Source organism: Solidesulfovibrio carbinoliphilus subsp. oakridgensis, from assembly GCF_000177215.2.
GTDB lineage: Bacteria > Desulfobacterota > Desulfovibrionia > Desulfovibrionales > Desulfovibrionaceae > Solidesulfovibrio > Solidesulfovibrio carbinoliphilus.
In genome coordinates this window covers 13,521-39,861 of the sequence record NZ_CM001369.1, presented here as the reverse complement: position 1 = coordinate 39,861, position 26,341 = coordinate 13,521, and the positions used below count along the sequence as shown (strand labels likewise).

Annotated in this window: 17 protein-coding genes; 10 read left to right on the top strand and 7 right to left on the bottom strand. The window is 67.3% G+C overall.

The genetic code is table 11. The annotated features are described in order from the left end of the window. Nucleotides 1-176 precede the first annotated feature (176 nt). Genes DFW101_RS18805 through DFW101_RS18800 form a run of 5 tightly spaced genes read left to right on the top strand, consistent with a single transcriptional unit; the run spans nucleotide 177 to nucleotide 5,320 of the window. On the top strand, nucleotides 177-1,322 hold the full coding sequence (locus DFW101_RS18805) for a glycosyltransferase family 4 protein (RefSeq protein ID WP_009182998.1): 1,146 nt from the start codon (nucleotides 177-179) through the stop codon (nucleotides 1,320-1,322). Then, complete coding sequence (locus DFW101_RS18260) at nucleotides 1,319-2,086, top strand: cytidylyltransferase domain-containing protein (protein WP_009182997.1); 768 nt, start codon at nucleotides 1,319-1,321, stop codon at nucleotides 2,084-2,086. Before DFW101_RS18805 ends, DFW101_RS18260 begins: the two co-directional genes overlap by 4 nt. Continuing rightward, a complete protein-coding gene (locus DFW101_RS18255) occupies nucleotides 2,083-2,985 on the top strand; it encodes an aldo/keto reductase (RefSeq protein ID WP_009182996.1) in 903 nt (300 codons plus the stop codon). The genes DFW101_RS18260 and DFW101_RS18255 overlap by 4 nt, the downstream gene beginning before the upstream one ends. Before the next feature lie 26 nt (nucleotides 2,986-3,011). Continuing rightward, nucleotides 3,012-4,352 (top strand): aminotransferase class III-fold pyridoxal phosphate-dependent enzyme, encoded by a 1,341-nt coding sequence (locus DFW101_RS18250; RefSeq protein WP_009182995.1) that lies wholly within the window; start codon nucleotides 3,012-3,014, stop codon nucleotides 4,350-4,352. A gap of 2 nt (nucleotides 4,353-4,354) precedes the next feature. After that, a complete protein-coding gene (locus DFW101_RS18800) occupies nucleotides 4,355-5,320 on the top strand; it encodes an SDR family oxidoreductase (protein WP_009182994.1) in 966 nt (321 codons plus the stop codon). Here DFW101_RS18800 and DFW101_RS18240 read toward each other — a convergent pair. From DFW101_RS18240 to DFW101_RS18210, 7 genes are all read right to left on the bottom strand, one after another. Beyond that, a complete protein-coding gene (locus DFW101_RS18240; protein WP_009182993.1) occupies nucleotides 5,292-6,365 on the bottom strand; it encodes an N-acetylneuraminate synthase family protein in 1,074 nt (357 codons plus the stop codon). The two genes, DFW101_RS18800 and DFW101_RS18240, sit on opposite strands and share 29 nt — an antisense overlap. A gap of 102 nt (nucleotides 6,366-6,467) precedes the next feature. Beyond that, the gene (locus DFW101_RS18235) at nucleotides 6,468-7,352 is read right to left on the bottom strand and encodes a TylF/MycF/NovP-related O-methyltransferase (protein ID WP_009182992.1); all 885 of its coding nucleotides are present in this window, start codon (nucleotides 7,350-7,352) and stop codon (nucleotides 6,468-6,470) included. A 55-nt stretch (nucleotides 7,353-7,407) separates the two neighbouring features. Continuing rightward, complete coding sequence (locus tag DFW101_RS20220) at nucleotides 7,408-12,846, bottom strand: glycosyltransferase family 9 protein (protein WP_009182991.1); 5,439 nt, start codon at nucleotides 12,844-12,846, stop codon at nucleotides 7,408-7,410. Between the two features lie 69 nt (nucleotides 12,847-12,915). Next, the gene (locus DFW101_RS18225; protein ID WP_009182990.1) at nucleotides 12,916-13,818 is read right to left on the bottom strand and encodes a class I SAM-dependent methyltransferase; all 903 of its coding nucleotides are present in this window, start codon (nucleotides 13,816-13,818) and stop codon (nucleotides 12,916-12,918) included. Nucleotides 13,819-13,959: 141 nt separating this feature from the next. Continuing rightward, nucleotides 13,960-16,659, bottom strand: a complete 2,700-nt coding sequence (locus DFW101_RS18790; RefSeq protein WP_009182989.1) for a glycosyltransferase — start codon at nucleotides 16,657-16,659, stop codon at nucleotides 13,960-13,962. Nucleotides 16,660-16,772: 113 nt separating this feature from the next. After that, the gene (locus DFW101_RS18215) at nucleotides 16,773-17,447 is read right to left on the bottom strand and encodes a phosphocholine cytidylyltransferase family protein (protein WP_009182988.1); all 675 of its coding nucleotides are present in this window, start codon (nucleotides 17,445-17,447) and stop codon (nucleotides 16,773-16,775) included. A 15-nt stretch (nucleotides 17,448-17,462) separates the two neighbouring features. After that, nucleotides 17,463-18,671, bottom strand: coding sequence for a CDP-glycerol glycerophosphotransferase family protein (locus tag DFW101_RS18210; RefSeq protein WP_009182987.1), 1,209 nt, complete (start codon nucleotides 18,669-18,671; stop codon nucleotides 17,463-17,465). A gap of 273 nt (nucleotides 18,672-18,944) precedes the next feature. Between DFW101_RS18210 and DFW101_RS18205 the strand changes: the two genes are divergently transcribed. The 5 genes from DFW101_RS18205 to DFW101_RS18185 all read left to right on the top strand — a co-directional run bounded on the left by DFW101_RS18205 (nucleotide 18,945) and on the right by DFW101_RS18185 (nucleotide 26,328). Further along, the gene (locus tag DFW101_RS18205) at nucleotides 18,945-19,718 is read left to right on the top strand and encodes a ParA family protein (RefSeq protein WP_009182986.1); all 774 of its coding nucleotides are present in this window, start codon (nucleotides 18,945-18,947) and stop codon (nucleotides 19,716-19,718) included. A 4-nt stretch (nucleotides 19,719-19,722) separates the two neighbouring features. Further along, nucleotides 19,723-21,117, top strand: a complete 1,395-nt coding sequence (locus DFW101_RS18200) for a hypothetical protein (protein WP_009182985.1) — start codon at nucleotides 19,723-19,725, stop codon at nucleotides 21,115-21,117. A gap of 227 nt (nucleotides 21,118-21,344) precedes the next feature. Further along, nucleotides 21,345-22,373 (top strand): matrixin family metalloprotease, encoded by a 1,029-nt coding sequence (locus DFW101_RS18195; RefSeq protein ID WP_009182984.1) that lies wholly within the window; start codon nucleotides 21,345-21,347, stop codon nucleotides 22,371-22,373. A gap of 395 nt (nucleotides 22,374-22,768) precedes the next feature. After that, nucleotides 22,769-24,946, top strand: a complete 2,178-nt coding sequence (locus tag DFW101_RS18190) for a peptidase domain-containing ABC transporter (RefSeq protein WP_009182983.1) — start codon at nucleotides 22,769-22,771, stop codon at nucleotides 24,944-24,946. After that, nucleotides 24,943-26,328, top strand: a complete 1,386-nt coding sequence (locus tag DFW101_RS18185) for an HlyD family type I secretion periplasmic adaptor subunit (protein WP_009182982.1) — start codon at nucleotides 24,943-24,945, stop codon at nucleotides 26,326-26,328. The genes DFW101_RS18190 and DFW101_RS18185 overlap by 4 nt, the downstream gene beginning before the upstream one ends. The last annotated feature ends 13 nt before the right edge of the window (nucleotides 26,329-26,341 follow it).

The window sequence follows — 26,341 nt, the reverse complement described above, 5'->3', positions numbered from 1 at the left end:
GTTCTTTCCCCCTTTGACCCACGTCTCGGGCGGCCTCGCCTGCGACGGGGCGGCCTTGACTGGCCCCGGAAAAAATCCCAAGTCTGGCGATCTTCCCTTATGGAAGCGGGGAAAAACGCCGATACTGGCGTCACAAGGCGATGGCCTGCTCACAAGGCGCCTGGTCGCTGACACCGATGCACATACTTCACGTTTCCGACGGCTATTCCACCCACGACCATCGCCTGCTCGGCCAGTTGTCGCGACGCGGCCGGGTCTCCTTTTTGCCGCTGCGCGCCACGGGCCGCCTGGAGAGGCGTCCGCTCCCCGAAGGCGTGGGGGAGCTGGCCCTGCCCCACCCCCCGGGCCCACCCGAAAACCCGGCCTTTACAAGCGCCGTGGCCGCCTTGCGGCGGCTTTTGGCCGAGCACGGCGTGGACGCGGTCCAGGCCGGCCCGTTGCAAGGCCCGGGCCAGCTCGTCGCGGCAAGCGGCTTTCACCCCTTCGTTCTCCTGTCCATGGGGTCGGATATCCTCACCGAGGCCTGGCGCGACGCCCGGTCGCAGGAGAGCGCCGCGGCGACCCTCCGGGCCGCCGACGGCCTGGTGTGCGACTGCCGGGCCGTGGCCGCGGCCGCCCGGCGGCTGGCGGACATCCCCGGGGACCGGACGGTCGTTTTGCCCTACGGCGTGGAAGAGGCCTTTCTGGAGCCGGGGCGCGACGCGGCCCTGCGCCGGGAACTGGGCTTTGGCGACGGGAGTTTCCTGGTCCTGGCCTGCCGTTCCTTCGAGCCGGTCTACGACGTGCCGACCGTTGTCGCGGCTTTCGGCCTGGCCGCGGCGCGCGATCCGCGCCTTTGCCTGGCCCTGGCGGGGGACGGCTCCGAGGCCGGGGCCGTGCGCCGGGCGGTGGAGCGGTGCGGCGCGGGCCACAGGATCGTCCTGCCCGGCCGCCTTTCCCAGGCGGCATTGCGGCGCTTTTACCGGGGCAGCGACTGCTACCTGACCGGCTCGCGCAGCGACGGTTCCTCGGTTTCGCTGCTGGAGGCCATGGCCGCCGGGCTGCCCGTCGTGGCCAGCGACATCCCGGGCAACCGCGAATGGGTGGCGGCGGGCCGAACCGGCCGGTTGTTCCCGGTCGGCGATCCGGCGGCGGCGGCCCGGGCCCTCCTGGCCGTGGCCGCCATGGATGGCCGGGCCAGGACGGCCATGGGCGAGCAGGGCCGGCGGACGGTCCGCCGCCGGGCCGTCTGGAACGACAACGTCGAGCGCCTCCACACGTTTTACAATGCCCTGGAAGACCGGCTCAAGCGGGCCGGCAACCGGGAGGGGGGGCCGCAATGAAATGCGTGGCCATCGTCCAGGCGCGCCTGGCTTCCAGCCGCCTGCCGGGCAAGATGCTCGAAACGGTCGCGGGACGGCCGCTGGTGCACTGGGTCCTTGAACGGGCCGCCCGGGCCGTCCGGCTCGACGAGGTCTGCCTGGCCACCTCCGCCGGGCCGGCCGACGACCGGCTGGCCGAAGCCGCCGCCCGGCTCGGCGTTCCCGTGGTCCGGGGCAGCCTCGACGACGTCCTCGACCGTTACCGGCAGGCGGCCGTGGCCCGGGAGGCCGACGTGGTGGTCCGGCTGACCGGGGACTGCCCGTTTGCCGACCCCGGGGTCATCGACGCCTGCGTCGCGGCCTTCCTCGGCCAGGCGTGCGACTACCTGAGCAACGCCTACCCCACGGCCACCTTCCCCGACGGCCTGGACGTCGAGGTCTTCGGCCGCGAAACCCTCCTGCGCGCCCACCGCGAGGCCCGGCTCCCCTCGGAGCGCGAGCACGTGACGCCCTATGTCTGGAAGCACCCGGACCGGTTCCGGCTGGCCAGCCTCGCCGCCGGCCAGGACCTCTCGCACCACCGGTGGACCGTGGACGAGCCCCGGGACCTGGCCATGGTCCGGCGGGTGGCCGCCCATTTCGCGGCCCGGGGCACGGCCTTTACCTGGCGCGACGTGCTGGAGTTGGTGACGCGGCAGCCGGAAATCGCCCGCCTGAACGCGGATATTTCGCGAAACGAGGGCTATGCCAAATCCGTGGCCGCGGACCGGCCGGAGCGAACGTGACGGCCGCGTCGCGGCTGATCCTCGGCACGGCCCAGCTCGGCATGCCCTACGGGGTCATGAACACCACCGGCCGGCCGGACCCGGCCCTGGCCCTGGAGATCGTCCGGACCGCCCTGGCCTGGGGCATCCGGACCTTCGACACCGCCCCGGGCTACGGCGGCGCCGAGGAGACCCTGGGGCAGGCCCTGGCCCGGTCGGCCGGCGGCGAGGCGGCCCGGGTGGTCACCAAGCTGCCGCCGGGGCTCGACTACCGGGACGCCGGCGCGGTCCGGGGCGCGGTCCAGGCCTCGGCCGGACGCCTGGGCCGGACCGGGTTCGATTTGCTGCTCCACGAAGAGGGGGCCCTGGATTGCTGGTCCGAGGGACTGGGCGACACCCTGGCGCAACTGGCCGCTTCGGGCCTGGTCGGCCGGCTCGGGGTCTCGGTCTATGCCCCGGCCCGGGCCTTGCAAGCCCTTGGCCTGGCCGGGATTTCACTGGTCCAGCTCCCCTCGAACCTGCTCGATGCCCGGTTCGAGCGGGCGGGCGTTTTCGAGGCCGCCCGCCGGGCCGGCAAGGAGCTCCACGTCCGCAGCGTCTTCCTCCAGGGCCTGCTGTGCTGCGACGACCCGGCCCTCCTGCCGCCGCGCCTGGACCAGGCCCGAACATACGTCCGAACGGCGGCGGGCGTGGCCCGGGAGGCGGGCCTTGGCCTTCGCGAACTGGCCCTTGGCTACGCCCTGGACGCCTATGCCGGGGCCGGGCTCCTCCTTGGCGCGGAGCTGCCGGCCCAGATCGCCGCAAACGCGGCTTTTGCCGCCGCCCCCAGGGTCCGGCCCGCGCCGGCCAGCCTGCGGGCCCGCCTGCCCGGGGCCCCGCAGTCCGTCACCAACCCCAGCCTGTGGCCGGCGGACCGCTAGCCGCCCGACGCCCCGGAAACACCACCATGTCCAAGCCCAAAAGCCCTCTTTCCCTCGACAGCAGCCTCGGCATGCAGCGCCGGGCCTCCCGGCTGATTCCCGGCATGACGCAACTGCTCTCCAAGCGGCCGGACATGTTTTCCCTCGGCGTCTGGCCGGGGTATTTCTCCCGGGCCGCGGGAGCCGAGGTCTGGGACCTGGACGGCAACCGCTACGTCGACATGAGCCTTGGCGGCATCGGGGCCAATGCCCTCGGCTACGCCGACCCGGACGTGGACCAGGCGGTCGTGCGGGCCGTGGCCTCGGGCACGAGCTGTTCCCTCAACTGTCCCGAGGAGGTGGAGCTGGCCGAACGCCTGGTCGGGCTGCATCCGTGGGCCGGTATGGCCCGGTTCGCCCGCACCGGCGGCGAGGCCATGGCCGTGGCCGTGCGCATCGCCCGGGCCCACACCGGCCGGGACACGATCGCCTTTTGCGGCTACCACGGCTGGCATGACTGGTACCTGGCGGCCAATCTCGGGGACACCGATTCGCTGGACGGCCACCTGCTGCCCGGACTCGCCCCGGCCGGCGTCCCCCGGGGACTTCGCGGCACGGCCCTGCCGTTTCGCTACAACCGGATCGAGGAGCTTTCGCGCATCGTGGCCGAGCACGGGGACTCCCTGGCCGCCATCGTCATGGAGCCCCTGCGAAACGACCTGCCCGAGGGCGACTTCCTCGGCCAGGTCAGGCGGCTGGCCGACACGGCCGGGGCGGTGCTGGTCTTTGACGAGATTTCCATCGGCTTTCGCCTGACCACCGGCGGGGCCCATTTGGTCGTGGGCGGGGTTTCCCCCGACATGGCGGTCTTTTCCAAGGCTCTCGGCAACGGCTATCCCATGGCCGCCATCCTCGGCCGCGAGGCGGTCATGCGCTCGACCCAGAAGACGTTTATCAGCAGCACCTACTGGACCGAACGGATCGGGCCGAGCGCCGCCCTGGCGGTCATCGACAAGTTCGAGCGCCTGGACGTGCCGGCCCACCTGGCCCGGATCGGCTCCCTGGTCCAGCGGGGATGGCGCGAGGCGGCCCTGGCCCACGGCCTGGACATCCAGGTCGGCGGCCTGCCGCCCATGGGCCATTTCAGCTTCGGCCACGCCCAGGCCCAGGCCATGAAGGCCTGCTTCATCCAGCACATGCTCGAAGAGGGCTACCTGGCCTCGAACCTCTTTTACGCCATGTGGCCCCACACCGAGGCCCACGTGGCCGGCTACCTGGAGGCGGTGGACAAGGCCTTTGCGGAAACGGCCCGGGTGCTGGCCCGAGGCGATTTCGAGGCGGTCCTGCGCGGCCGGCCGGCCCAGACCGGCTTTACAAGGCTCAACTGACCATGGCCGCCCGGCGGCGCCTGCTCGTGACCGGGGCCTCGGGCCTCCTTGGCGGCAACGTGGCCCTGGCCCTTTGCCGCGACTGGGAGGTGGTCGGCACCTACGCGGCCCACCCCTTTTCCCTGGCCGGAACCGTGAGCCGGCGGCTGGACATCCGGTCGGACGGGGAGGTGGCGGCCCTGTTCGCCGACATCCGGCCCGAGGTCACGGTGCACTGCGCGGCCGAGACCCGGGTGGACGCCTGCGAGGCCCGGCCCGACGAGGCCTTCGCCGTCAACGCCCGGGCTCCCGGCCGGCTGGCCCGGGCCGCCCGGGCGGCCGGGAGCCTGTTCGTCCACGTCTCCACGGACGCGGTCTACGCTCCCGGCGGCGCGCCCCATGCCGAATCGGCCCCCACCGGTCCGGTCAACGCCTACGCCGCCTCCAAGCTGGCGGGCGAGGAGGCCGTGGCCGAAGCCGGGGGAGAATGCCTGATCGTGCGCACCAACCTGTTCGGCTGGAGCGGGCGGGCGAAACGGAGCCTGGCCGAATGGGCCCTGGCCCGGCTCGAGGCCGGCGGGGAGCCGCTGACGGGATTTACCGACGCCGTCTTTTCCCCGCTCCTGGCCAGCGACCTGGCCCGGGCCATCGAGGCCCTGGTCCGGGCCGGGGCGCGGGGCGTCTACAACGCCGGGGCCGCCGACGCCGTGAGCAAGTACGCTTTTTTACGGCTTTTGTGCCGGGAGTTCGGCTATCCGGAAGATCTGGTGCGGCCGGGCCGCAGCGGCCAGACGCTTGCGGCCAGACGCCCCGGCGACACCAGCCTGGATTCCTCCAGGGCGGCGGCCCTGATCGGGACCTCGTTTTTCCCGCCCGTGGCCGAGGCCGTGCGACGCCTGAAAAAGCTCCGGGACGCGGGCGTTCCGGGTCTTTTGGCCGGGAGCCTGGGGAGGGGGCCGGCTACGTCCGGGCCAGGTGGCGACGCGTGAGGTGCTCGCCTCGGCCAAGGGCCCGGGCAAGGGTTTTCCCGAGCAGCGCGTCCAGTTCGTAGGGGGGCAATCCGTCCTCGGGAATGGGACGCAGGGCCTCCAGGTCGTCCGGCGTCAGGGCGTGGCCGGCCGGCAGATCCCGGACGGCCCGCAGGGCCCGGCGCTGGACCACCATGGTCTGGAGCTCGTTGGCCTCGATGCGCTTGACGCCGTCGCCAAGAGCCTGTTCGAGTTCCCGGGTCCGGTCGACCATCTCGCGCCAGCCGGCCGGCGTCATGGAAAAGCCGTGGTCCGGGCCCGGCCGGGCGTTGTCGTCGGTAAAGTGTTTCTCCACCACCTTGGCGCCCAGGGCCACGGCTCCGAGCACGGCCGCATGGCCCGGGGTGTGGTCGGACAGCCCGAGCACGGCGCCGGGATAGAGGCGACGGTAGGTTTCGAGCACCCGCAGGTTGACCGAGGCGAACCCGTCGGCCGCACCGGTGTAGTTGGTGTTGCACTGCATGAGCACCACCGGGACTTGATGGGCCAGCAGGATGTCCATGGCCCGGGTGACGTCCTCGAGCACGGACGCGCCGGTGGCGATGAAAACCGGTTTGCCCTTGGCGGCGATGGAGTCGATCAGCCGGGTGTGGGTGATGTCCCCGGAGCCGATCTTGTAGACCGGCACGAAGGGGTCGAGCAGATCCACGGACTCCTGGTCGTAGGGCGTGGAAAAGTAGTCGATGCCGGCCTCGCGGCAGGCCCGCCACAGGGCCTCGGTCCAGTCCCCGGGAATGGACGCCTCCCGGTAGACCTCGACCACGGGCTTGTTCCAGGTCTTTTGGTGGTCGAGCTGGCGGCCAAGGCCCTGGAAGCCGACTTCGGAAACGATCTTTTCGGCGTGGAAGTTCTGAAACTTGGCCGCGTCGGCCCCGGCCGCCGCGGCCAGGCGGATGAGTTCCAGGGCCCGGTCGAGCCGGCCGTCGTGATTGGCGGCGATGTCGGCGATGAAATAGGCGGGCTGGTTGTCGCCTATTTTTCTTCCCGCAAAGGCAAAACCTGGCATGTCTTTCCCCTCGTCCCGGGCGGGCCGGAAGCGCTCCGCCACGTTCGTTGGCACGGTCTCGCCGTCACCCGGCCAGGGCCGCCCCTGGCGAAAACGGCCGGCTCAGGCGTCGCTCCCGGGCCCAACCCCCGAAACGTCCGGAGGCGTCGTCCGGCCGGCCAGGGGCGGATAGCGGTAGACCAGGTGCGGATACACCTGCTCGGCCAGGAGGCCGTCGCGCGCCACCAGGCACTCCTCCACCACCTGGAACGCGCCCAGGCAGCAGGATTCGAGGGGGTCGTCAAAGACCACGTACCCGCCGGGAACCATCCTTTCCCTGACCGTGTCGTAGGCATAGCGCACGGCGGATTCGATGTCGCAATCGACGTGGGCCAGGGCGACCGGCCCGATGCGGCCGAAAAGCGCCTCGGCCGTGTCCTCGAACCGGCCCTTGACGAAGTGCAGGTTGTCGAGGCCGAGTTCGTCCCGGTAGGTCTCGAGCGCCGCGAGCGACGTCTCGGCGAAGTCGCCCTGCTTGTGCCAGTCCACCACGGCCGCGGTCTCGGGCATGCCCTCGAAGGTGTCCAGGGCGTAGACCCTGGCCTCAAGGCCGAGCTGGCGGGCCAGAAAGGCCATGAGAATGGCCGAGCCGCCCCGGTAGGAGCCGAATTCCACGATCTGCCCCGGCGCCAGGCGGGGCAGGTAGAAGCGGACGAGGGAATAGAGATTGACCAGTTTCGGCAGGCTGACCAGGGTCAGGTCCTTGACCAGGGCATAGGCCCGGGCGAAAAGCGGGTCGCTCGCCACCGTCCGGACGTAGTCGCCGTACTGGATGTTGCTGCCGCGAAGATAGCCCTCCATCATGTTGCGGCCCTTGACGATGTTCGCCCCGTCCGGGTCGGGCTCGTCCAGGCGCAGCAGGGCCCGCTGCTTTTTGACCAGGAGCCGTTCCTGCAGTTTGCCCAGGTCGTTTGGCGCCTTGCGGCCCGTCTTGCCGTTCGCTGTCATGGCTTCTCCTTGTCGGGGAACTGTCGTGTCGGTCGTTGCCTTGCGCCGCCAGGCCTCACCCGGCCGCCAGGGCCGATTTGACCACCGGGACCAGCTGGCAGGTCCCGGGCGCGAGATACCGCTCCGGCCCCTTCCAGGCCGGCCGGCCGCCGGCCGGCCGCCACAGGGAAACGGCCTGCATGAACACCCGGATCCGGTCCGACGGGCCGGCCAGGGCGGCCCGGACCGCCTCGGCCATGACCCCGGGATGGACGTCGGCCACGCAGTGGGCCCGCTCGTAGCGGCACTGCCAGTTGCAGCCGTAGCAGGCCAGGGGCAGGCAGGCCACGTGGGTCAGCGGCGAATAGGGCATGAAGCGGCCGAAATGGCCGCCGCCAAGCAGTACCACGTGGGGCGTGCCGACCGCGCAGGCCAGGTGGGCCAGCCCCGTTTCCGCGCCAACGGCCAGCCGGCACCGGGACAGGAGCGCCGCGGCCTGGGCCAGGGTCGTCTGGCCCGACAGGTCGACCCCGCCGCCGGCGGCCGCCAGGTTGCGCCCGTTTATGGCCGCGTCGCCCCCGCCGCCAAGGGCCAGGACCGAGAGCCCCATTTCCCGGCAGATCCCGGCCACGGCCTGGCCGTAGCCCTCGTAGCGCCGGACCGCGAACTGGGCCCCGCAGAAAAGGGCCACCGTCTTGTCCGGGTCGAGGCCATGGCGGGCCAAAAGCGCGTCCGCTTCCTCCCTGTCCCCGGCCGACACGGCGAATTGCGGCCGGATGTCCTGCCCGGGCAGGCCCAGGCCCGTCAGGAAGTCCCGGTACCGGTCGACTTCCAGCCGATGGCCGGCCGGGCTGTCCACCAGCAGGGTGTAGGAGCGGCCGGCCCCGATCCGGTCCTCGCGCGCGATGTTGCTGTCGTCGCCCCGGAAGCCGATCCGCTTTTTGGCGCCGCTGTTGACGGTAAAAAGCTCGGAGCACCAGTTGCGCGAATAGACGGTGTTGAGGGCCAGGTCGAAGCCCTGTTCCCGCAGGGAGGCCATGAGGCCCTCCCGGTAGGGGGCGTCGGCGGCCAGGCGCCCCTTGTCGAATCCCACCACCGCCGCCACCGCCGGCAGGCGGCGGTAGCAGTCGGCCACCATCTCCTGGCAGACCACCGTGACCTCCGGTCCGCCCAGGGCGGACCGGAGGACCGGCAGCAGCGGCGCGGCGAGCAGGCTGTCGCCGATGGCGTCGGTGCGGACCCACAGGAGGCGCTTGGGCCGGTCGTCCGTGGTCCAGGGCGTGAATCTGGCGATGGCGAAGCCGAACTTCTCGTCCGAGGCGGACAGGATCTCGAAGCGGGGATCGGCCTGCATCTGGGCGAAGCTTTTGCGGTGCTTGATGTGGTAGATATCGTCCAAAGCGATGTGGCAGGGCGATTTGATCAGGGACAGGGCGTAGTTGAACTCCACGTTGCCGACATGGCCGCCGCTGTCGAGCAGGACCAGGTCCGGGCACAGCTCGAAGGCGGCCAGGCACTGGCCGAGCAGATCGTCCGGCCCGTCGAAGTCCGTTTCCGCGTAATAACGGGAGGTGCGGACGTTTTCCGGATGGTCCACGAAGATGTCGTCGAATTCGATCCGCTCCACGCAGTCGCGTTGGATCCGCTCCCGGGTGGGCAGGGCGGTCCGGGGCAGGGACAGGCCGTTGAGGGGGCGGACCGTGGGCAGGAGTCCGGCCGCCTCCAGGTTTTTGACGGCCGTGGCGTGGTTCTCGGGATTGCATTCGATGGTGAAAAAGACCGCGTCCCCCAGGTCGGCCGCCAGCAGGGCCCGGGCGATGGCCGCGGTCGTGCCGGTGCCGTGGTAGGTGCCGGTCTCGACGATCCGCCGCGGCTTCTCGCGCCGGATGAGGGCCTCGAGGGCCTGGGCGAAGCGGGAGGTCTCCCCCACCTCGGTCAGGTCCGCTCCGTGGGCGTCCTGGCCCGCGATCCGGACCCGGCGGCCGGAGGGCGCGGCCGGGGCCCGCCAGCCGGCCGGCGTGAAGCGGGCGATGCAAAAGCCGAATTTCTCCTGGGAGGAGGCCAGGATTTCGAACCGGCCGTCGCTTCGGATCTGGTGAAAGCTCCGGTGGTGCTTGATGTGCAGGATGTCGTCCAGGGCCAGGATGCAGGGCTGGGCCAGCCGCTCGATCAGGTAGTTGAACTCCACGTTGCCCATGTGGCCGCCGCTGTCGAGGAGCACGAAATCCGGCCGGTGGTCGAAGGTGTCCAGGCAGGCCCCGAGCAGGTCGTCGGGCGCGTCCTTGAAGTCGGTTTCCTGGTAATAGAGCAGGGCCCGCTCGTGTTCGGCGTGGTCGATGAAAATGTCGTCGAATTCCACGTTTTCCACGCAGGCCCGGTTGATCTCCTCCACGGTCGGCAGGACGGCCCGGGGCACGGTCAGGCCTTGCAGGATGCGCACGGCGTCGAGGAGCCCGGCCTGGCGGAGGTTTTTCACGGCCATGGCGTAGTGCACGGGGTTGCACTCGATGGTGAAAAACCGGAACTCGGTGCCAAGCGACAGCAGGGCGTCGGCAATGGCCCGGGTGGTGCCGGTGCCGAAAAAGGTGCCTGTCTCGATGACCTTCCGGGGCCTGCAGGCAAGGATGGTCTCGCGCAGGCGCCGGGCGAATTCCGACTGCCCGCCCACGGTCACGGCCTTGTCGCCGGCCATGTAGTCCTTGGTCACCTTGAGCCGCCGGGGCGTTGTCGCGGCCGGCCGGGGCTGGGCCGGCGGCTGGGGCCGCGGGGCCGGGTCCCTTCCGGGCGCGGCCCCGGCGCCCACGCCCGCCGCCGGCAGCTTGAACGGGTTGCCAAGGAGCTCCCGCCGGGCCCGGGGCAGCTTCAGAAACGCCCGCCGCTCGGCCCCGGTGATGCTGCGGCCGTCGGTGTGGCGGCCGAAGGAATAGGGGATGTCGCCAAAGGGGTAAAAGGCCGCGTTGGCTTCGAGTTCCGCCCGGTAGTCGCCGGTCAGGCGGGCCAGGGCCGAGCCCGGGGCGATGGGACTGCCCCGGTCGGAGTACTTGGACAGCCGGTCCGGCCAGGCGGCGTCAAAGCCGCTGAAATGGAAAAAGACCAGTGGCCCGTCCTCGGTGACGTATTCGCCGTCCTCCAACGCCAGGCGCCGCTGGAAGATGTTCCAGTAGGCCATGTTGTAGCCGGCGTTTCGCAGCACCTTGACCCGGTCCATGAAGGACGGGGTGATGGCCGCGAAGAACTGGTCCACGAAATACGTGTAATCCGTCTCCACCAGGCACTTTTCATAGAGGGCCCCGGCCCACCACCGCAAAAAGGCCTCGGTCTGGGCCCCCTTGGCCAGGCCGATGAAACCCAGGTTGAACTGGCCGGCCCGGATGCAGTCCTCGATTCGCGGGAAAATCCCGTCGTCCTCGTAGGGCTTGGCCATGTGCGGGGTGAGCAGGGCGTCGCTGGCGTCCAGTTCGGCCAGGAGCGGGGACAGGCTCGAATAGAACCGGATGTCCGGATCGAAGTAGAGGACGCGTTCGTAGCCCTGTTCGAAGAGCTTCTGGAAGAAGTACGGTTTGACGGCGGTGTTGAATTCCGTGATGTTGTAATAATAGGCCAGTTGCCGCCAACGCGGAATGCCGAGCTTGTCCGGAAAGTGGAGGGCGATGCTTGGGGGCAGGTTGATCTGCTCGCGAAGGCCCGGCTCTTCGCATAAAAGCAGGTGCAGGTCCCCTTCCTGGCAGTGGAGCATGAGCGAGTTGAAAAGGGCCATGGCCGTCGGGATGTAGTTGGCGCTGCAGATGGTGAAAAAGGCGGTTTTCGGTCCGGGGCCCCTGGCCGGGGCTTCGGCGGCCGGGGCCAGGCCTTCGGCCACGCTCGCCAGGAGCCGGTCCCGGAACGCCCGGCGCAGCTCCCCGGGCCTGTCCCCGACCGAGGCGGCCTTGGCGGCCAGGACCGCCCCGGCTTCGGCCTGGCCCAGGGCCGCCTTGAGCCGGCCGGCCTCGGCCAGGAGGGCCGGGGTGGCAAAGGGCTGGGCCAGCACGGCCTCGACGAGGGCGTCGGCCCGGGAGGCGGCGCCTGCGGCCAGCTGGGCCGCCGCTTCGAGCAGCTGGGCCTGGCTGCGCTCCGACTGGTAGTCCAGATAGGCGTTGGCGTGGAAGGCGGCGCAGGCCGGCGTGCCCTGGCGCAGGTGGCGGGTGACCAGACCGAGCTGCCGGGCGGCCTGGGTCCGCAGCAGGGCCAGGAGCGGCTTGAGGTGGGCCAGGGCCGGCCGGGTCTGGCCGGCGTCGAGCAGTTCCCGGACCAGCCGGATCGCCACGGCCCGCTCGCCCGGGTCCCGGGCCGCCAGGCGGGCCAGCTGGCGCAGGCGGACGTCCCGGGGGTCGGCCGGGGCGGAGCCGGCAGCGGCCGGATTCTCCCCGGCCTCCAGCTCGGCCAAAAGGGCCTCGAACCCAGGCTCGTCGCCGTGGTGCAGGCGCACGGCCGCCAGGTCCCGGAGCAGGTCGGGCGTGATCTTGTCCGCCGCTTCCCGGCGCAGGAAGGCCAGGACGCCCGGGTGGCGGACCGGGACGGCCGCCCCCGGGGCCACGACCGAGGCGGCAAGCTCGGGGAAACGGGGCAGGGTCCCGTTTTTCCCGGCCGCGTCCCACTGGCGCACGGCCTCGAGGACCGCCTCTGCCGAAATGTCCCGGGCCGGGCCGTCAGCCCGCAGGATGCGGCTGTTTTCCCCGGTGGCGTACACCCCGGTGTAGGGCATGTGGTGGCGAAAGACGCTGAAGCGGCCGAGAAGCAGGATGCCGTAGGTGCCCAGGGCGTTGCCCAGGTGGGCCGGCCCGCTGTCGATGCCGACAAAGAGGCTGGCCCGGCGGATGACCTCGGCCGTCTCCAGGATCGAGGTCCGGCCCCGCAGGTCCCGGTGGCCCTCGCCGCCAAGGGCCGGGGTCCCGGCGGCCGGCGGGCCGCCCACCTCGACCACGGGCAGGCCGAACGCCTCGGGCAGGCGGCGGGCCAGGACGTCCCATTTGGCGTCGTCCCAGTTGCGGGCCTCGTCCAGGGACTGGCGGTGAAAGACCGCGTAGCGCGGCGGCAGGCCAAGCGCGTCCACGGCCGGGACGCAGGCCGGCGGCAGGTGGAGCCGGGGCTGGTCGCGAAGGGCCGGCAGCCCGGCGCAGGCGCCGAAGACCTCGAGCAGGGAGCCGTAGAAATAGTAGTTGACCTCGGTCACCGTGGGAAACCGGGCCTGGACCCCGACCTGCCCTTTGCACAGGGGGCAGTGGCGTTGGGCCAGGTGGAGGCTGACCACGCCGTCAAAGGCCTGGGCGGCGACAAGCGCCCGCCATTCGCTCGGACAGGCGACCTCGATGATGCCGGAAAGGTCGGGGTGGTGGGACACCAGATCGGCGTAGGCCTGGCGCACGCACCAAAAAATCCTGGCCTCGGGCCGGGCCTGGCGCAGATACCGGACCACGGGTTCGCAGGCCACGATGTCCCCGAGGTGTTCCACCAACCCGATGCAGATGTTCATGCTCATGAGGCGGGTCGCTCCTTTTGGACTTCCGGCGGCACGGCGGCGGGGGAACGTCCGCCCGCCGGTTCCGGCTCAGGACGGACGGGTGGCCAGGCGCTTTATTTCCAGGGCCAGCCGGGCGTTTTCCGCGACTTTCTTTTCCAGGGCCGCGGTCATGGCGGCCTCCCGGCGACGCAGTTTCTCGCGTTCCGCGTTGACCCGGTTCAGCTCGTTTTGGACCACGCCCAGTTGGTCCTGGGCGGTGTTTTCCCCCTCGTACAGGCTGACCGGAAAGGAGGGGATCTCCCCGTCGCTGCAAAGGGCGATGAACATGTTGACCCGGGGCAGGCCCGGGGTGAACGCCACTTCGGTGAACGTGCCGGAATAGACGCCGACCCGGGCCGTGGCCTCGGTTTCGGGAAACAGGCACGAGCCGAACAGCAGCCGCTGGCACACCATGCGGATGTTGCGGAAATGGGGGGTAATGAGATCGTCAAATTCCTGACGATCCAGTTCCCGCACGTGGTGGGGATAGCTGATGTTGTGGCGCTCGGAAAATTCCGGCCGGTTGGGCGAGGACAGGACGAGCAGCCCCTGCGGACGCAGGACCCGTTTTATCTCCCGGAGAAAGACCTCGTGCTCGACGAAGTGCTCGAGGGTCTCCAGGGAAACGAGCAGGTCCACCGAGGCGTCGGGCATGGGGATGTCGAGGCAGCTGCCGTGGCGAAATTCCAGGTTTGGCCGTTGGTATTTTTCCGTGGCGTGGGCCACCACGTCCGGGGCGATGTCCACCCCGACCACGCTCGCCGCCCGCTGGGCCAGGAGGTTGGAGCCGTAGCCCTCGCCGCAGGCGATATCGAGCACGGCCTTGCCCGCGGCCAGGTCGCGGGCAAAGGCGTAGCGGTGCAGGTGCTCGATGACGCCGCCGTGGTCCAGGGCGCAGGAAGTGACGATCCGTTCGCCTGTCCAGGGAAATTCTTTGCTTTTTTCAGTCATGCAACACTCCGTGCCGGCGGCGCGGCCGCGCCGCCGGGTGGGGTCCGCCTGCCCGGCGCCGGGGCGGCGGGCAGGCGGACGGCTTGGGAACTTGGCGGACATTCCCGGAAGAAACGGGCCTCGCAGTCCCGGCCGGACGGGTCATGGCTCGTTTACGGCCTTTTGGCGCGTGGCGGTGTCCATGGCGGTTTCCCCGGGGGCGGGCCTGGGCCGGCCGGCCCGGACAGGGGCCGTGCGGTAAAACCGCCGGCCGCTCCAGCCGCCCGCCCCAGGCAGGAAGCCGTGGGGCGGCAGGTCGGCGGCGATTTCGGCCGAGGCCAGGCCGGGATCGTCGAGCAGGGCGTTTAAGGGCCGCAGGAACCACTTGCCGGCCAGGCCGGCCCCGGCCGGGGGAAACCACACGAAGCGCCCGCGCGCCGCCCGCACCGCCCGGTCCACGAAACCGTCCGGCGACAGCCCGCCGGCCCGTTCCACCCGGACCGCCACCGGCAGTCCGGCCAAAAGTCCCTCCGGGACCGGGACCCCGTCGCCGGCCACCACCAGCACCTCCATGTCCCGAAACTTGTCGCCCGTAATCCGCGCCAGCAAGGCCCGCAGCCCGGCCTCCTCGTCAAAGGACGGCACGCCCCAGGGCAGGGCCACGGTGAGCAGCGGCCCGGCGGCGAGGTCCGGATCGGCCTGGCGGTGGCGTTCGTAACACTGGTGCCATTCGGCGTAAAACGGCCGCCAGTCCTCCTGGTCGCCGCTTTTGGAGGCCCCGTGGAAGCGGTAGACCGCGAGGAGCTCCGGCAGGCCCCGGATCGGTCCGAGGGCTGCGGCCCGCAACCAGAAATCGTAATCCATGGTCAGGTGCAGGCCCTCGTCGAAAGAGCCCACCCGCTCGAGCAGGCGGCGGCGAAAAAAAAGGGACGGCTGGGGCGGCGGCGTCAGGTCGTTCCAGTAGCGCAGCATGTCCCGCAAGGCCATGTCGCGCCCGGAAACCAGCCGGCAGCGGCCCGTGCCCTCGTAGACCCAAAGACAGCCGCCAAGGACCATATCCACTTCGGGCTCGGCGGCAAAGGCCCGGGCCACCGCCGCGAACGCCCCGGGCGCGTAGTAGTCGTCGGAATTGATCCAGGCGACGATGTCCCCCCGGGCCAGGGCCAGGGCCTTGTTCAGGGCATGGGTCTGGCCCCGGTCCGGCTCGGAGACGAACCGGACATGGGGATGGCGGGCCACGACCTCCCTGGTCCCGTCGGTCGAACCGCCGTCCATGACGATGTGCTCGAAGGAGGCCACGCCCTGGCGGACCACGCTTTGGATCGTGTCCTCGATGAAGCGGGCCTGGTTGTAGGACGGGGTGACCACGGAAAAAAGCGGCCTTCCCCGGCCGTCCGGCCGGGTGGCCGGGCTGGCCGGGCCGCCGGCGTGGACTTCGGCGAAGTGGTCGAAGCCGCGCCGCAGCATGGCCCGGGCATGGGCGTCGCCGGGGTGGTGGTCCACGTAGAGGGACAAAAGGAGCCGGGCCTCCACCGGCCGGCCGGCCTGGCGCAGGGCCCGGGCCAGGTCCATGGCCGTGCGGCCGTTGCCGGGATCGCGCCGGTAGCGCTCGTAAAGCCCGGCCACGTCGGGCCGGGGCCGGGCCGCCCGGGCCTTCTCCCGCAGGGCCACGAACCGCTCGATCCAGGGGGAGGTGACCACGCCCACGGTGTCGTAGTGCCACTTGAGGAGGATGCCGGCCCGGCAGACCGCGTCCAGAATGTCCGGCCCGGCCGGGCCGCCGCCCGGCAAAAAGGCCTTGAGCTCCCTTGCGGCCGCGGCCAAAATCCGGCGGACCGTGTCCTCGGGCAGCCGCCACTGGCCGTGGGTCAGGTTCCGGTCCGGCTCGGCCAGGGGGAAAAGCGGCGGCGGCGCGGCCCCGGCCAGGGCCGGATCCACGAAAAAGGCCCGGCAAAGATCCTCGATGGCCGCCTGCAGGCGCGCGGCCTCCGGTTCGAGCCGGGGCAGGCTCTCCCGCAGCCGGGCCACGTCGCCGAGGGTCATGGCGTCGTAATGGCCGGACATGGCCGGGTGCTTGACCATGCGCAACACCCCGCCGGCCCCCCGGCCGATCTGGGTCCGGCAGAAGTTGGCCGGCCGCAAGTCGTGCCGGTGCCGGGCCAGGCAGTTGGCGGCATAGAGCACGCCGTAGCCCATCCGCTCCAGGCGGTAGCCGAGTTCCAGGTCCTCGCAGCCAAGGGGAATGGGGCTGCCGCCCCCGAGATCCGGGGCCAGGGCCCCGAAATCCTCGTCGAAAAGGCCGGCCTCCAGGACCGCCAGCCGGGGCACGCTGATGTTGCAGGTATAAAACATCATGAAATCGTAGAGAGCCGGCGAGTCGAGGCCGTGGAAGCGAAACGACAGGGAGGAGTGGTCGAGGAGAAAGCCGAACAGGGTCTGGTCGTAGGGCGTGTCCATCAGGAACCGGCCGACCACGCTGAGTTTTTTGCCGGCGAACCGCCGGTGCCAGGCGGCGTGCACGGCCAGGGCCTCGGGGTGCAGGATGGCGTCGTCGTTTAAAAAGAGGAGATAGTCGCCCCGGGCCAGGCGGATGGCCCGGTTGCGGGCCGGCCCCGGCCCCCGGCGGGTCTCCTGGCGGCAGTGGACCGGCGCAAACGGCCCGGACCAGCCGGCCACGGCCTCGGCCGTGCCGTCGGTCGAGGCGTCGTCGCAGACGAAGACCTCGAGGCGGCTGGCCGGGAAACTCTGCCGGGCCAGGGCGTCCAGACACTCGAGGAGCGTGTCCTTGCGCTCGCAGGTGGAGATGACGACGCTGAAAAACGGGGGCGCGTCGGCCGGCGGGGCAAGGTGCGCCTGATCCATCGAGTGCTCCTCATAGACAACCGCAAAACGTCCAACGTGCCCGGAGGCGGAAAAGCGGACAGAAGCCGGAATTCTTTTGCAAATACGGGGCCAGTCGCTCAGACGTCCGCGGCTCAGGGCAAAAACATCTGCTGGGCGTTTTTGAGATCCTCGTCGAAATCCACCTCGATGCAGCGGAATTCCGAAACGTCCATGGGCACGAAGGTCACCCCCCGGCCGATGACCAGTTCCATGGCCCGCTCGAAATAGTCCTTGTCCGCGCATTCGCGAAGGGCCTGGCGAAACGCTTCCAGGTGATTGGCCCCGATGGTGTTGATGCCCACAGCCTCGCCCTCGGGCTCGGCCACGGTCTTGGAGATCTCCACGATCCGGCCGCGCGGGTCGGTGCGGTATTTGACTTCCTCGTCCCCGCACTTTTTCCGGTCCACGGCCACCACGTTGCCACCCCGGGCCAGGATGTCGCCGATGATCTGCTCGTCAAAGACCACGTCGCCGTTAAGCCACAGGGTGTCCTCGCGGTCGATGTGCTCCAGGGCGCAAAGAAGGCTTTTGGACGTGTTGGTCAGGTAGAACTCCGGGTTGTACTTGAAAAGGACGCTCGGGAAGTATTCCATGAGCAGGCCCATCTTGAAGCCCACCACCACGATGATTTCCTGAAGGCCCTTTTCCCGGAGAATCCGGATCTGCCGGCCCATGATGGTTTCGCCGGTCGGCAGCGGGGAAAGGGCCTTGGGAAAGGGCCGCCCCAGCCGACTGCCCACGCCTGCCGCCAAAATGACCGCTTTCATGCCTGCCTCGTGTGGTTAGGAGTTCGTGGAGGGTGCGGCCCGGCCGAGTTCCCGGGAAACCGCGGTCAGGGCGTCGACCAGGCGCTGGCCGGAGCCGGCGTCCTGGTGGGCGAAGGCCAGCCGGGCCAGGGTCCGGCGCGGCTTCAGGAAGGGGTCGTTCCCGTCGAGCAGCGCCAGCATGGCCGCCTGCAGGCCCGGGGTATCGCGGACCTTGGGCCCGGGGGTGATGGAGTCGTAGTCGAAGAGAAGCTCCCGGTTCCGGGTGACGTAGTCTTCCAGATCGTAGGGAAAAAAGAGCACGGGTTTGCCGGTCAGCAGAAAATCGAAATAGATGGAGGAATAGTCCGTAATGAGCAGGTCGGCCAGCTGCAGCAGGGGATAGGGATCGGTGTGGGCGTCGCAAAACCGGAAATGCGGCAGGGTGCTGACAAACCGGGTGTCTTCGTACGGATGGAACTTGCACACGAACTGGATGCCCTTGGCCTGGGCAAAGGCGGCCATGGCCCGGGGATCGAGGGCCCCGGCGCTCAGGGCGTTGCCGCCGGTGTCGCGGAAGGTCGGCATGTAAAAGACCAGCCGGTCGCCGTTTTTCCGGGCCCGGACCAGATCGGCGTACAAGGCCCCGTCCACGTTCAGCATGTCGTTTCGGTCCGGGGCGCGAAGCAGGGCGTCGTTTCGGGGATAGCCGAGATTCCAGAACCGGTCGGCCGCAAACGCCCGGGAAAAGGCCTTTTCACAGAAAAAGGGCGAGGTGGACAGCACGGCGTCGTAGCCGGAATAGCCGCGCGTCAGTTCCTCGGCCTTTTGGGGGTTCATGTTCACCGAGGACCGGATTTCCGGAAAGCCGATGGCCTTGAGCGGAATGCCGTGCCACAGCTGGACCATGAAGGCCCCCTTGGTGCAGTCCGGGGCCGTGGTCTTGATCCGCCACCAGAAATCGTCGGACACCACGATGCCGGCCCGGGCAAGCTCGGCCGGGCCCTCGGCATCGGTGAAACAGAAGGCCGGCAGGCCGTGGGCCCGCAGGGCCTTGGCCGGGGCCGGCTCGAAGGTCATAAAGGCAGTGCGCAGGTGCGGCGCGTGGCGCTGGGCATGGAGAAAGGCGTATTTGCCGTTGTCGATGAAAAGGCCGCTCGAACGGCCGACAAAGACCACGCGGTCGTGTTCCCTGGGCGTTTTGGCGAGAACGGCCGCGAGCCTGTCGGCTGCGGTGCGTGCGTGCATGAAGACCCCCTTCCGTGCCGGGCCAAGCTTTAGCAAGAACAGGACCGAAAGCCAAAGCGTGGGTCCCGGCCCGCAGCGCCCCCGGACCACGGCTCCGGGCCAAGTTCCCGAGGAAGGAAACAATCCGGGCATCTTCCCCTGCAATGGAAGCTTTTTGGCTCCATGCTCTCCTTGGGACAGAAGGCTTCCTTGGGTTTGTTTAGGACCACAGCCTATTGCCACCCTTGGTTATCGCATGATATCGGGCGAAGGAAGAAAGGCAGGAGGCGTCCCATGGGGAAGATCATCGCCGTCGTCAATAACAAGGGTGGTGTCGGGAAAACGACTATCACGGTCAATCTGGGCCATGCACTGACCAATAGGGGATCCGATGTCCTGATCGTGGACATGGACAACCAGTGCAACGCCACGTCGAATTTCTTCCAGCAGGTCCCTGACGAGACGCTTTACGAACTGCTGGACGGCGACGGACTCGATCCAGGCAAATGCATTTATCCGACGCCCTACGACCGTCTTTTCTTTCTGCCCAATACCGAGGACTCCGGCGGCCTGGAGCCGCTCTTTATGGCCAGGGAGGACAGGGGATACAGTCTTTTACAACAGCGTCTGCGCGACTACGTCAACCAGAAATATGATTTCACGATCATCGATTGTCCGCCGAACCTGGGCCTATTCACCTTGCAGGCCATGACGGCGGCCGATTTCGTCATCTGCCCCGTCACCGGCGGATCCAAGTATGCGGCCGTCGGTCTCGACCGGACCATCAACACGATCAAATACGTTCAAGAGTCGCTCAATCCCAGTCTGCGCTTTTTACGGCTCGTCCTCAACCAGATAGATCGCCGGGAGGGCGTGGACCGGGCCTTTATCACCAGCGCCATGATCAACTATCCGGGGCTCGTCTTTGACACGATGATTCCCCGGTGTACGGCGGTCAAACAGGCCGAAGCCCTGGGCCAGACGGTGATCCGGGCGGCCCCCAAGGCCACGGCCACCATCAAGTTCCGCAAACTCGCCCTCGAATTGCTGGACATGTTCCAGGAGTAGCCCCATGGCCCGCCGTCTGACCCTACGCGACCAGATCATCGCCTCGGCGCAGGCAACGATGTCCAAGGGGGCGGGACACGCGGTCCTTCTGGCTGAAATCGAGGACAATGCCCGCAAGTACGAAGAAGCTGCCCGGAAAAAGGCCGGCCTGACCCCGGCCGGGCGGACCGGCCAACCGGACAGACCGATCGGACAGACCAACCGGACACTCGAACCGGACACTTCTACCGAACAGACCAACCAGACAGACCAACCGGACACACTGACCGGACACAACAACCGGACCAACCAACCGGACAGTCGTACCGGACAGTCGTACCGGACAGACCAACCGGACAGACCAACCGGACTGTCCGATGGGTCTGTCCGGTCTGTCTGTCCGGTTAGTGTGTCCGATCGGACAGACCAACCGGACAGACAGACCGGACAGACAGACAGACCGGACTGTCCGATCGGACTGTCCGACCAGACAGTCGTACCGGACAGACCAACCGGACAGACTGACCGGACAATCGTACCGGACAGAGGAAGGCCCCCAAAGGCCCCCACCAGGGTCAAGCTCACCCCCCGTTCCCCCCTGGCCACGCCGGCCCAGGCCGCAGTCTACCGCTACTTCCAGATAAACGGTTCCCACGTCACCACCTACGACGTTATTTCCAATGAAATCGGCATTCCACGGGGTACGGTCCGGGCGGTGATCCGCAAGTTCGAAGCCGTTGGCATCCTCAAAAAAAACGACTGGTGGCAGGGGAACACCCGGGCCCTGGCCTTCGCCTTTTTCGAGCTCGGCCAAGGGACCGGACAGACCGATCGGACAGACCGATCGGACACACCAACCGGACAGACCGACCGGACAGACCAAAGGCCGGTTATGAAGATAGATAGAAAGAAGAATCTATCTATCTCTCAAGAGCGGATCCAGCTGACCTGGCCGCACCTGGCCCGCCACGGCTTCGGCGTCCCCCAGGTCGACCAGATCGTCCTGGCCCTGGCCGAACTCGGGACCGGGCCGGACAAGGTCGTCCAGGGCCTGCACCATGCGGAGTGGGAGTTGGAGCACGGGAAGATGCTCGACAAAAACGGCGTTCCCGTGGCCGATCCCTGCTCCTGGGTGTTCCGGTCCCTGGCCAGGACCGGCTATTACCGCAAGCCGCCGGGCTACGTTTCCCCGGAGGAGCAGGCCCTGCTCGACGCCGAGGAGACGGCCAAAAAGCTTGCCGCCACCCGCCAGCGGGCGGAGCAGGCCCAGTACGAGGCCTGGCGGGCCGGCCTTTCCCCGGAGGCCCTCCAAGCGGCCATGGTCGGTTACGTGGGGGGACCCAGGGAACAGTGGCTCAAAAGCCGGTGGATGAAACAGTACCGGACGAGCCCCGGGGGGGACGGGAGCCCCGGGCCTTGACGGCCGGTGTTTCCTGACCGGTTGGCCACGGGAAAAGGACAGGACCACAGCGTTCTTGATCAAGAAAAATAATTTGGCTACTGCTGCCGGAAACAGGCCTAGGACGTTTCCAAAAGAAAACGTGGAAAGGGAAGTGGTGTTACCGATCCTCCTCGCTTCCCGCAACGGCATGCCAATGCAATGGAAATGTTTTTCACAAGAAAGAGCCGACCGATCCGGAGGGACAAATGGCGGACTGGTTTGACGAATCCTTCTTTTTGATTTCCAAGGCCGATGCGTTGAATGCCCGCCAGATCGGAGGGAAAACGGATTGGAATGCCGAGACCGCCAAGCAGGCCATTGTAGCGGCCGGCCAGACGCCGGAAGAGAATTATATTAAATACAGCGCCTTCGAGATCGACGTCGATGCCAATCGAAATTTCAATACCAGAAAATACTACCAGGACAAGGCCACGCAACTCAACACGAACCACACCGGTGGCCGGACCGACTGGACGGCCGCCCAAGTGGCCGAAGCCTTTCAAGGCAGCAATCTCGATCCTGTGGATCATTATCTCCTGTACGGGAAAAAGGAAGGCTTGACCCCCAAGGCGTCCAGCAATGCCGATGCCTTCAGCAGCGCCGCGTCGGATCCAATCATCGGCGCCCTGACCTACGGTTCCACGACGTTAAACGACAATCCCGGCCCGATCATTTATTACGCCTTCATGCAAAGCCCGAGCGACGATGTGTTGTCCTTCGATCCCGTGAACTTTGCCGCCATGGACCAGGCCGAACGGAATTCCGTTGCCACGGCCCTGGGCGACTGCGCCAAGATAACAGGCCTCACCTTCGTGCAGACCACGGACGCGAGCGCGGCCAACATTCTGTTCGGAACGGCCAATCTCGATCCGGGCGTGGCCGGCGAGGCCTATTATCCTTCCTCCTACAATGGGAAAGTGGTTTCCGAAGTCTTCATCGATAACGACCAGTACCACACGTATAATCCCTCGACGGACAGCTGGTACCAGGTCGTTATTCATGAAATCGGCCATGCCGTGGGGCTCAAGCATCCGTTTGAAGGCAGCATCACCCTCCCGTCGTCTCTGGATACGATGGAAAACACCATCATGTCCTATACCTATACCCCGGGCACCACCCAGGAGTATATTGCGAAGTACAATCATTACCAGGAATACGATGTCCTGGCCCTGCAGTACATCTATGGCACCGACGGCGTGGACGGCAAACAGGGGCTGGGGTCCTCGTTTGCCTGAGGCCTTTTCGCGCGGTGCCCGGCCGGCCGGGCGCCACGGAAAAGGTGCCCGGCTTTTTGCCCCCCGGCCGGCCCCGGGGAAGAAGCCATCGACAAAGGGCATGAATGGCTGTAATGGCCGTCTCGTCCAGTTTAGGCGGCCGATCGGGCGTTATTCCCGGCGCTCCCTCTGTCACGCGTTCCAAGAATTCGAACGCACGGCGGCTGATGCGAACACACGTGACTACCCGCTGGTTCTCTCCTGTCGCGAGAGGTGAAACGGTTCGTTGTCTTCATGCCCCCTACCCCTTTCAGGAAAGAAAAGGTCGGGATGCCGCCTCGGCCTGTCTCAAAATCACGTACGCTGCGCAGCGCTTTTCTGTTTCATCCTAGAGGGATTCCAACGCGAGGAACTGCATGTCCAATATCAATCCTGCCAACCATACCGCTTTGATCTGCTTTATCCTGGTGGCACGGCATTTTCATCTTGATTTTTCCCTTGAAGGCCTTTTGCATAAGTATGCGGTGCAGGATGCCGAGGTCTTGATCCCCCATTTGCTCCGGATTGCCAAGGAGCACAATTTCAAGGCCAAGGAAGCCCGCTTGAGCTGGGACAAGTTGTTCCGCATGGGCGGGGCCTTTCCGGCCATTGCCCGCCTGAAAAGCGGCAAGAGCATCATTCTTTCCGGCATCCAGGTCACGGAAGAAAAGCGCGTGGCCATCCTGGATCCTCTGAACCTTCAGGCCGGCTTCAAGCTCATGACGAAAGAGGAGTTTGAGGAGATATGGGACGGCGTCACCATCCTCATCAAGCGCAACTACAAGATTTCCGACGAATCCCAGCCGTTTTCGCTGCGCTGGTTTCTGCCTGAGATCATCCGCGAGAAGGTCCTGTTCCGGGATGTCGCGGTCTCCTCGATGATCATCAACATCCTGGCGCTCGGCAGCCCGATCTTCTTTCAGCTGGTCATCGACAAGGTGCTCGTCCACAAAGGGTTTTCCACCTTGCAGACCCTGGCCATCGGCATGGGGGTCCTGCTCCTTTTCGATGCCGCCTTCGGTTACATCAAGCAGACCATGCTGCTTTACGCCACCAACAAGATCGACATGCGCCTGACGCGGCGGACCTTCAACCACCTGCTCTACCTGCCCACGGACTTTTTCGAGGCCAGTTCCGCCGGCGTGCTGATCAAGCACATGCAGCAGACCGAAAAGATCCGCGGCTTCCTGACGGGAAAACTGCTGTTCACCCTCCTTGACCTCAGTGTCCTGCTCGTCGTCTTCCCGATCATTTTCATGTACAGCGTGACCCTTTCCTTTATCGTGGTCGCCATGTCGCTGATCATCGGCGCCACCTTGTGGTTCGCCATTCCGATTTTCCGCCGGAGGTTGCAGGATCTCTACAACGCGGAAGGCGAACGGCAGTCCACCCTGGTCGAGGCCATCCACGGCATGCCGACCATCAAGGCCCTGGCCCTGGAACCCCTGCAGTCGCGCAACTGGGACAACCAGTCCGCCCGGGCCATTTCCATGCAATTTCGGGTGGGAAAGCTTTCCGTTTCCATCCAGACCATCACGGACTTCATTCAGAAGATAACAAGCGTTCTTCTAATCTGGGTCGGCGTCTCCCTGGTCTTTGACAACCAGATGACCGTCGGCGCCCTGATCGCCTTCAACATGCTGTCCCAGCGCGTCAGCTCGCCCCTGGTCGGCTTTGTTTCCCTGCTCCACCAGTACCAGGAAGTGGGCCTTTCCATCGACATGCTCGGCAACATCATGAACAGGCCCACCGAGCGGCCCCAGAACGTGCGCGGCCTGGCCCCGGCCATCAACGGGCGCATCGATTTCGAGCACGTCACCTTCCGCTATCCCAAGGGCACCGTGCCGGCCTTGCAGGACGTGACGCTTTCCGTGCCGCCCGGCGCTTCGGTCGGCATTGTCGGCCGCAGCGGTTCCGGCAAATCGACCCTGACCCGTCTGGTCCAGGGCCTGTACCCGGTCCAGGAAGGCAGCATCAAGATCGACGGCCTGGACATCCGGGAGATCGACCTGCCCCACCTGCGGCGCAGCACCGGCGTGGTGCTCCAGGAGAACTTCCTGTTTCGCGGCACGGTCCGGCAGAACATTTCCTACACCAAGCCCTCGGCCACCTTCGAGGAGATCGTCAACGTGGCCCGGCTGGCCGGGGCCGACGAGTTCATCCAGCGCCTGCCCCAGGGCTACGACACGCCGATCACGGAAAATGGCGCCAACCTGTCGGGCGGCCAGCGCCAGCGCCTGTCCATCGCCCGATCGCTTCTGCTCAATCCCCGCATCATGATCCTGGACGAGGCCACCTCCGCCCTGGACGCGGAAAGCGAGGCCATCATCCAAAGCAACCTCGGGGCCATCAGCAAAGGCCGGACCATGCTGATCATCAGCCACAGGCTTTCCATGATCGCCGACTGCGACGGCATCGTGGTCATTGACGGCGGCCGCGTCATCGCTGTGGGAAAACATCAGGAACTTCTCAAAACGTGCACCCTGTATCGCGAGCTCTGGGACGTCCAGAACCGCCATACGAAAGCACCCGTCCTTGAGGTCCAATCGGCATGACAAAAGAACCGGGAAAAAATTTCTTAGCCAAGATCAATCCGATTCGGGTCCGGGATCGCCAGGCCCTCGACCACCGGGTCCTGGAGTTCCAGGCCGATTCCGTGGAGCTGGAAAAGCAGCCCCTGCCGACCAGTGTCCGGCTGACCTATTATTTTCTGCTGGCCCTGGTGATCGCCGCCCTTGTCTGGTCCATCGTGGCCAAGATGGACATGATCGTCACCGCCCGGGGACGCCTTATTTCCACCGGCAAGCAGGTGGTCATCCAGCCGCTGATCAATTCCATCATCAAGAAGTTCCATGTCGAAGTGGGGCAGGTGGTCAAAAAGGGCCAGCCCCTCGTGTCCCTGGATCCGACCTTTGCCATGGCCGACGAGGCGCAGGTCCAGACCCGGCTGGCCTCGCTGTCCGTGCAGCTCAAGCGGATGGAAGCCGAGCTGGCCGGCAAGCCGTTCCAGGTCACAAGCGACATGGACCCGAGCGAGGCCGCCCTGCAGAGCAACCTCTACCGGGGGCGCCAAAACGAGTACCACGCCAAGCTCGAGAACTACGACAGCCGGCTGGCCCAGGCCAAGGGCGAGTACGAGTCCTTCAAGAAGCGGCTGGAGAGCCTGCGCGAACAGCTGCAGTCCGCCGACGAAGTCCTCAAGATGCGCCAGAAGGTCTTTTCCCAGGGCGCGGACTCGCGCCTGAGCGTGCTGGACGCCCAGGCCCGGTTTTCCTCCACCCAGGCCGAGGCCGAGGGCATCTCCAACGACATGAAGGTCCGCCAGCAGCAGATCGCCCAGTCCCAGGCCGAACGGGAGGCCTTCATCAGCAACTGGCGCAACGACATTGCCAACAATCTGGCCACGGCCCGCAAGGAACGCGACACCCTGGTCGAACAGAACGCCAAGGCCATCCGGTATCGGGAACTGGCGGAACTGGCCAGCCCCTTTGACGCGGTGGTGCTCGAACTCGGCAACTATTCCGTCGGTTCGGTGGCCAAGGAAGGCGAGGCCATCATGACCCTGGTGCCCCTCAATTTCCCGCTCGAGGCCGAGGTCTCCATCGAGACCAAGGACATCGGCTACGTGCGCCTCAAGGACCCGGTGCGCATCAAGCTCGACGCCTTTCCCTTCCAGCGCCACGGCACCATGGAAGGCGACCTGCGGGTGGTTTCCGAGGATGCCTATGTCGTCGGCTCCAGCGGGGAAAACAAGGTGCCGACCTATCAGGCCAGGGTGGAGCTGACCAACACGACCCTGCACGACGTGAGCAAGGATACCCGCTTTCTGCCGGGCATGACCGTCACGGCCGAGATCGTCGTCGGCGAACGCCGGGTCATCAGCTATCTGGCCTATCCCATCATCCAGGGCCTGGACGAAAGCCTGCGCGAGCCCTGAGCCGCCGCATCCG

Coding starts and splice junctions, on each gene's coding strand:
- DFW101_RS18805 (WP_009182998.1), top strand. CDS start 177: ATGCACATACTTCACGTTTCCGACGGCTATTCCACCCACGACCATCGC.
- DFW101_RS18260 (WP_009182997.1), top strand. CDS start 1,319: ATGAAATGCGTGGCCATCGTCCAGGCGCGCCTGGCTTCCAGCCGCCTG.
- DFW101_RS18250 (WP_009182995.1), top strand. CDS start 3,012: ATGTCCAAGCCCAAAAGCCCTCTTTCCCTCGACAGCAGCCTCGGCATG.
- DFW101_RS18800 (WP_009182994.1), top strand. CDS start 4,355: ATGGCCGCCCGGCGGCGCCTGCTCGTGACCGGGGCCTCGGGCCTCCTT.
- DFW101_RS18240 (WP_009182993.1), bottom strand. CDS start 6,365: ATGCCAGGTTTTGCCTTTGCGGGAAGAAAAATAGGCGACAACCAGCCC.
- DFW101_RS18235 (WP_009182992.1), bottom strand. CDS start 7,352: ATGACAGCGAACGGCAAGACGGGCCGCAAGGCGCCAAACGACCTGGGC.
- DFW101_RS20220 (WP_009182991.1), bottom strand. CDS start 12,846: ATGAGCATGAACATCTGCATCGGGTTGGTGGAACACCTCGGGGACATC.
- DFW101_RS18225 (WP_009182990.1), bottom strand. CDS start 13,818: ATGACTGAAAAAAGCAAAGAATTTCCCTGGACAGGCGAACGGATCGTC.
- DFW101_RS18790 (WP_009182989.1), bottom strand. CDS start 16,659: ATGGATCAGGCGCACCTTGCCCCGCCGGCCGACGCGCCCCCGTTTTTC.
- DFW101_RS18215 (WP_009182988.1), bottom strand. CDS start 17,447: ATGAAAGCGGTCATTTTGGCGGCAGGCGTGGGCAGTCGGCTGGGGCGG.
- DFW101_RS18210 (WP_009182987.1), bottom strand. CDS start 18,671: ATGCACGCACGCACCGCAGCCGACAGGCTCGCGGCCGTTCTCGCCAAA.
- DFW101_RS18205 (WP_009182986.1), top strand. CDS start 18,945: ATGGGGAAGATCATCGCCGTCGTCAATAACAAGGGTGGTGTCGGGAAA.
- DFW101_RS18200 (WP_009182985.1), top strand. CDS start 19,723: ATGGCCCGCCGTCTGACCCTACGCGACCAGATCATCGCCTCGGCGCAG.
- DFW101_RS18195 (WP_009182984.1), top strand. CDS start 21,345: ATGGCGGACTGGTTTGACGAATCCTTCTTTTTGATTTCCAAGGCCGAT.
- DFW101_RS18190 (WP_009182983.1), top strand. CDS start 22,769: ATGTCCAATATCAATCCTGCCAACCATACCGCTTTGATCTGCTTTATC.
- DFW101_RS18185 (WP_009182982.1), top strand. CDS start 24,943: ATGACAAAAGAACCGGGAAAAAATTTCTTAGCCAAGATCAATCCGATT.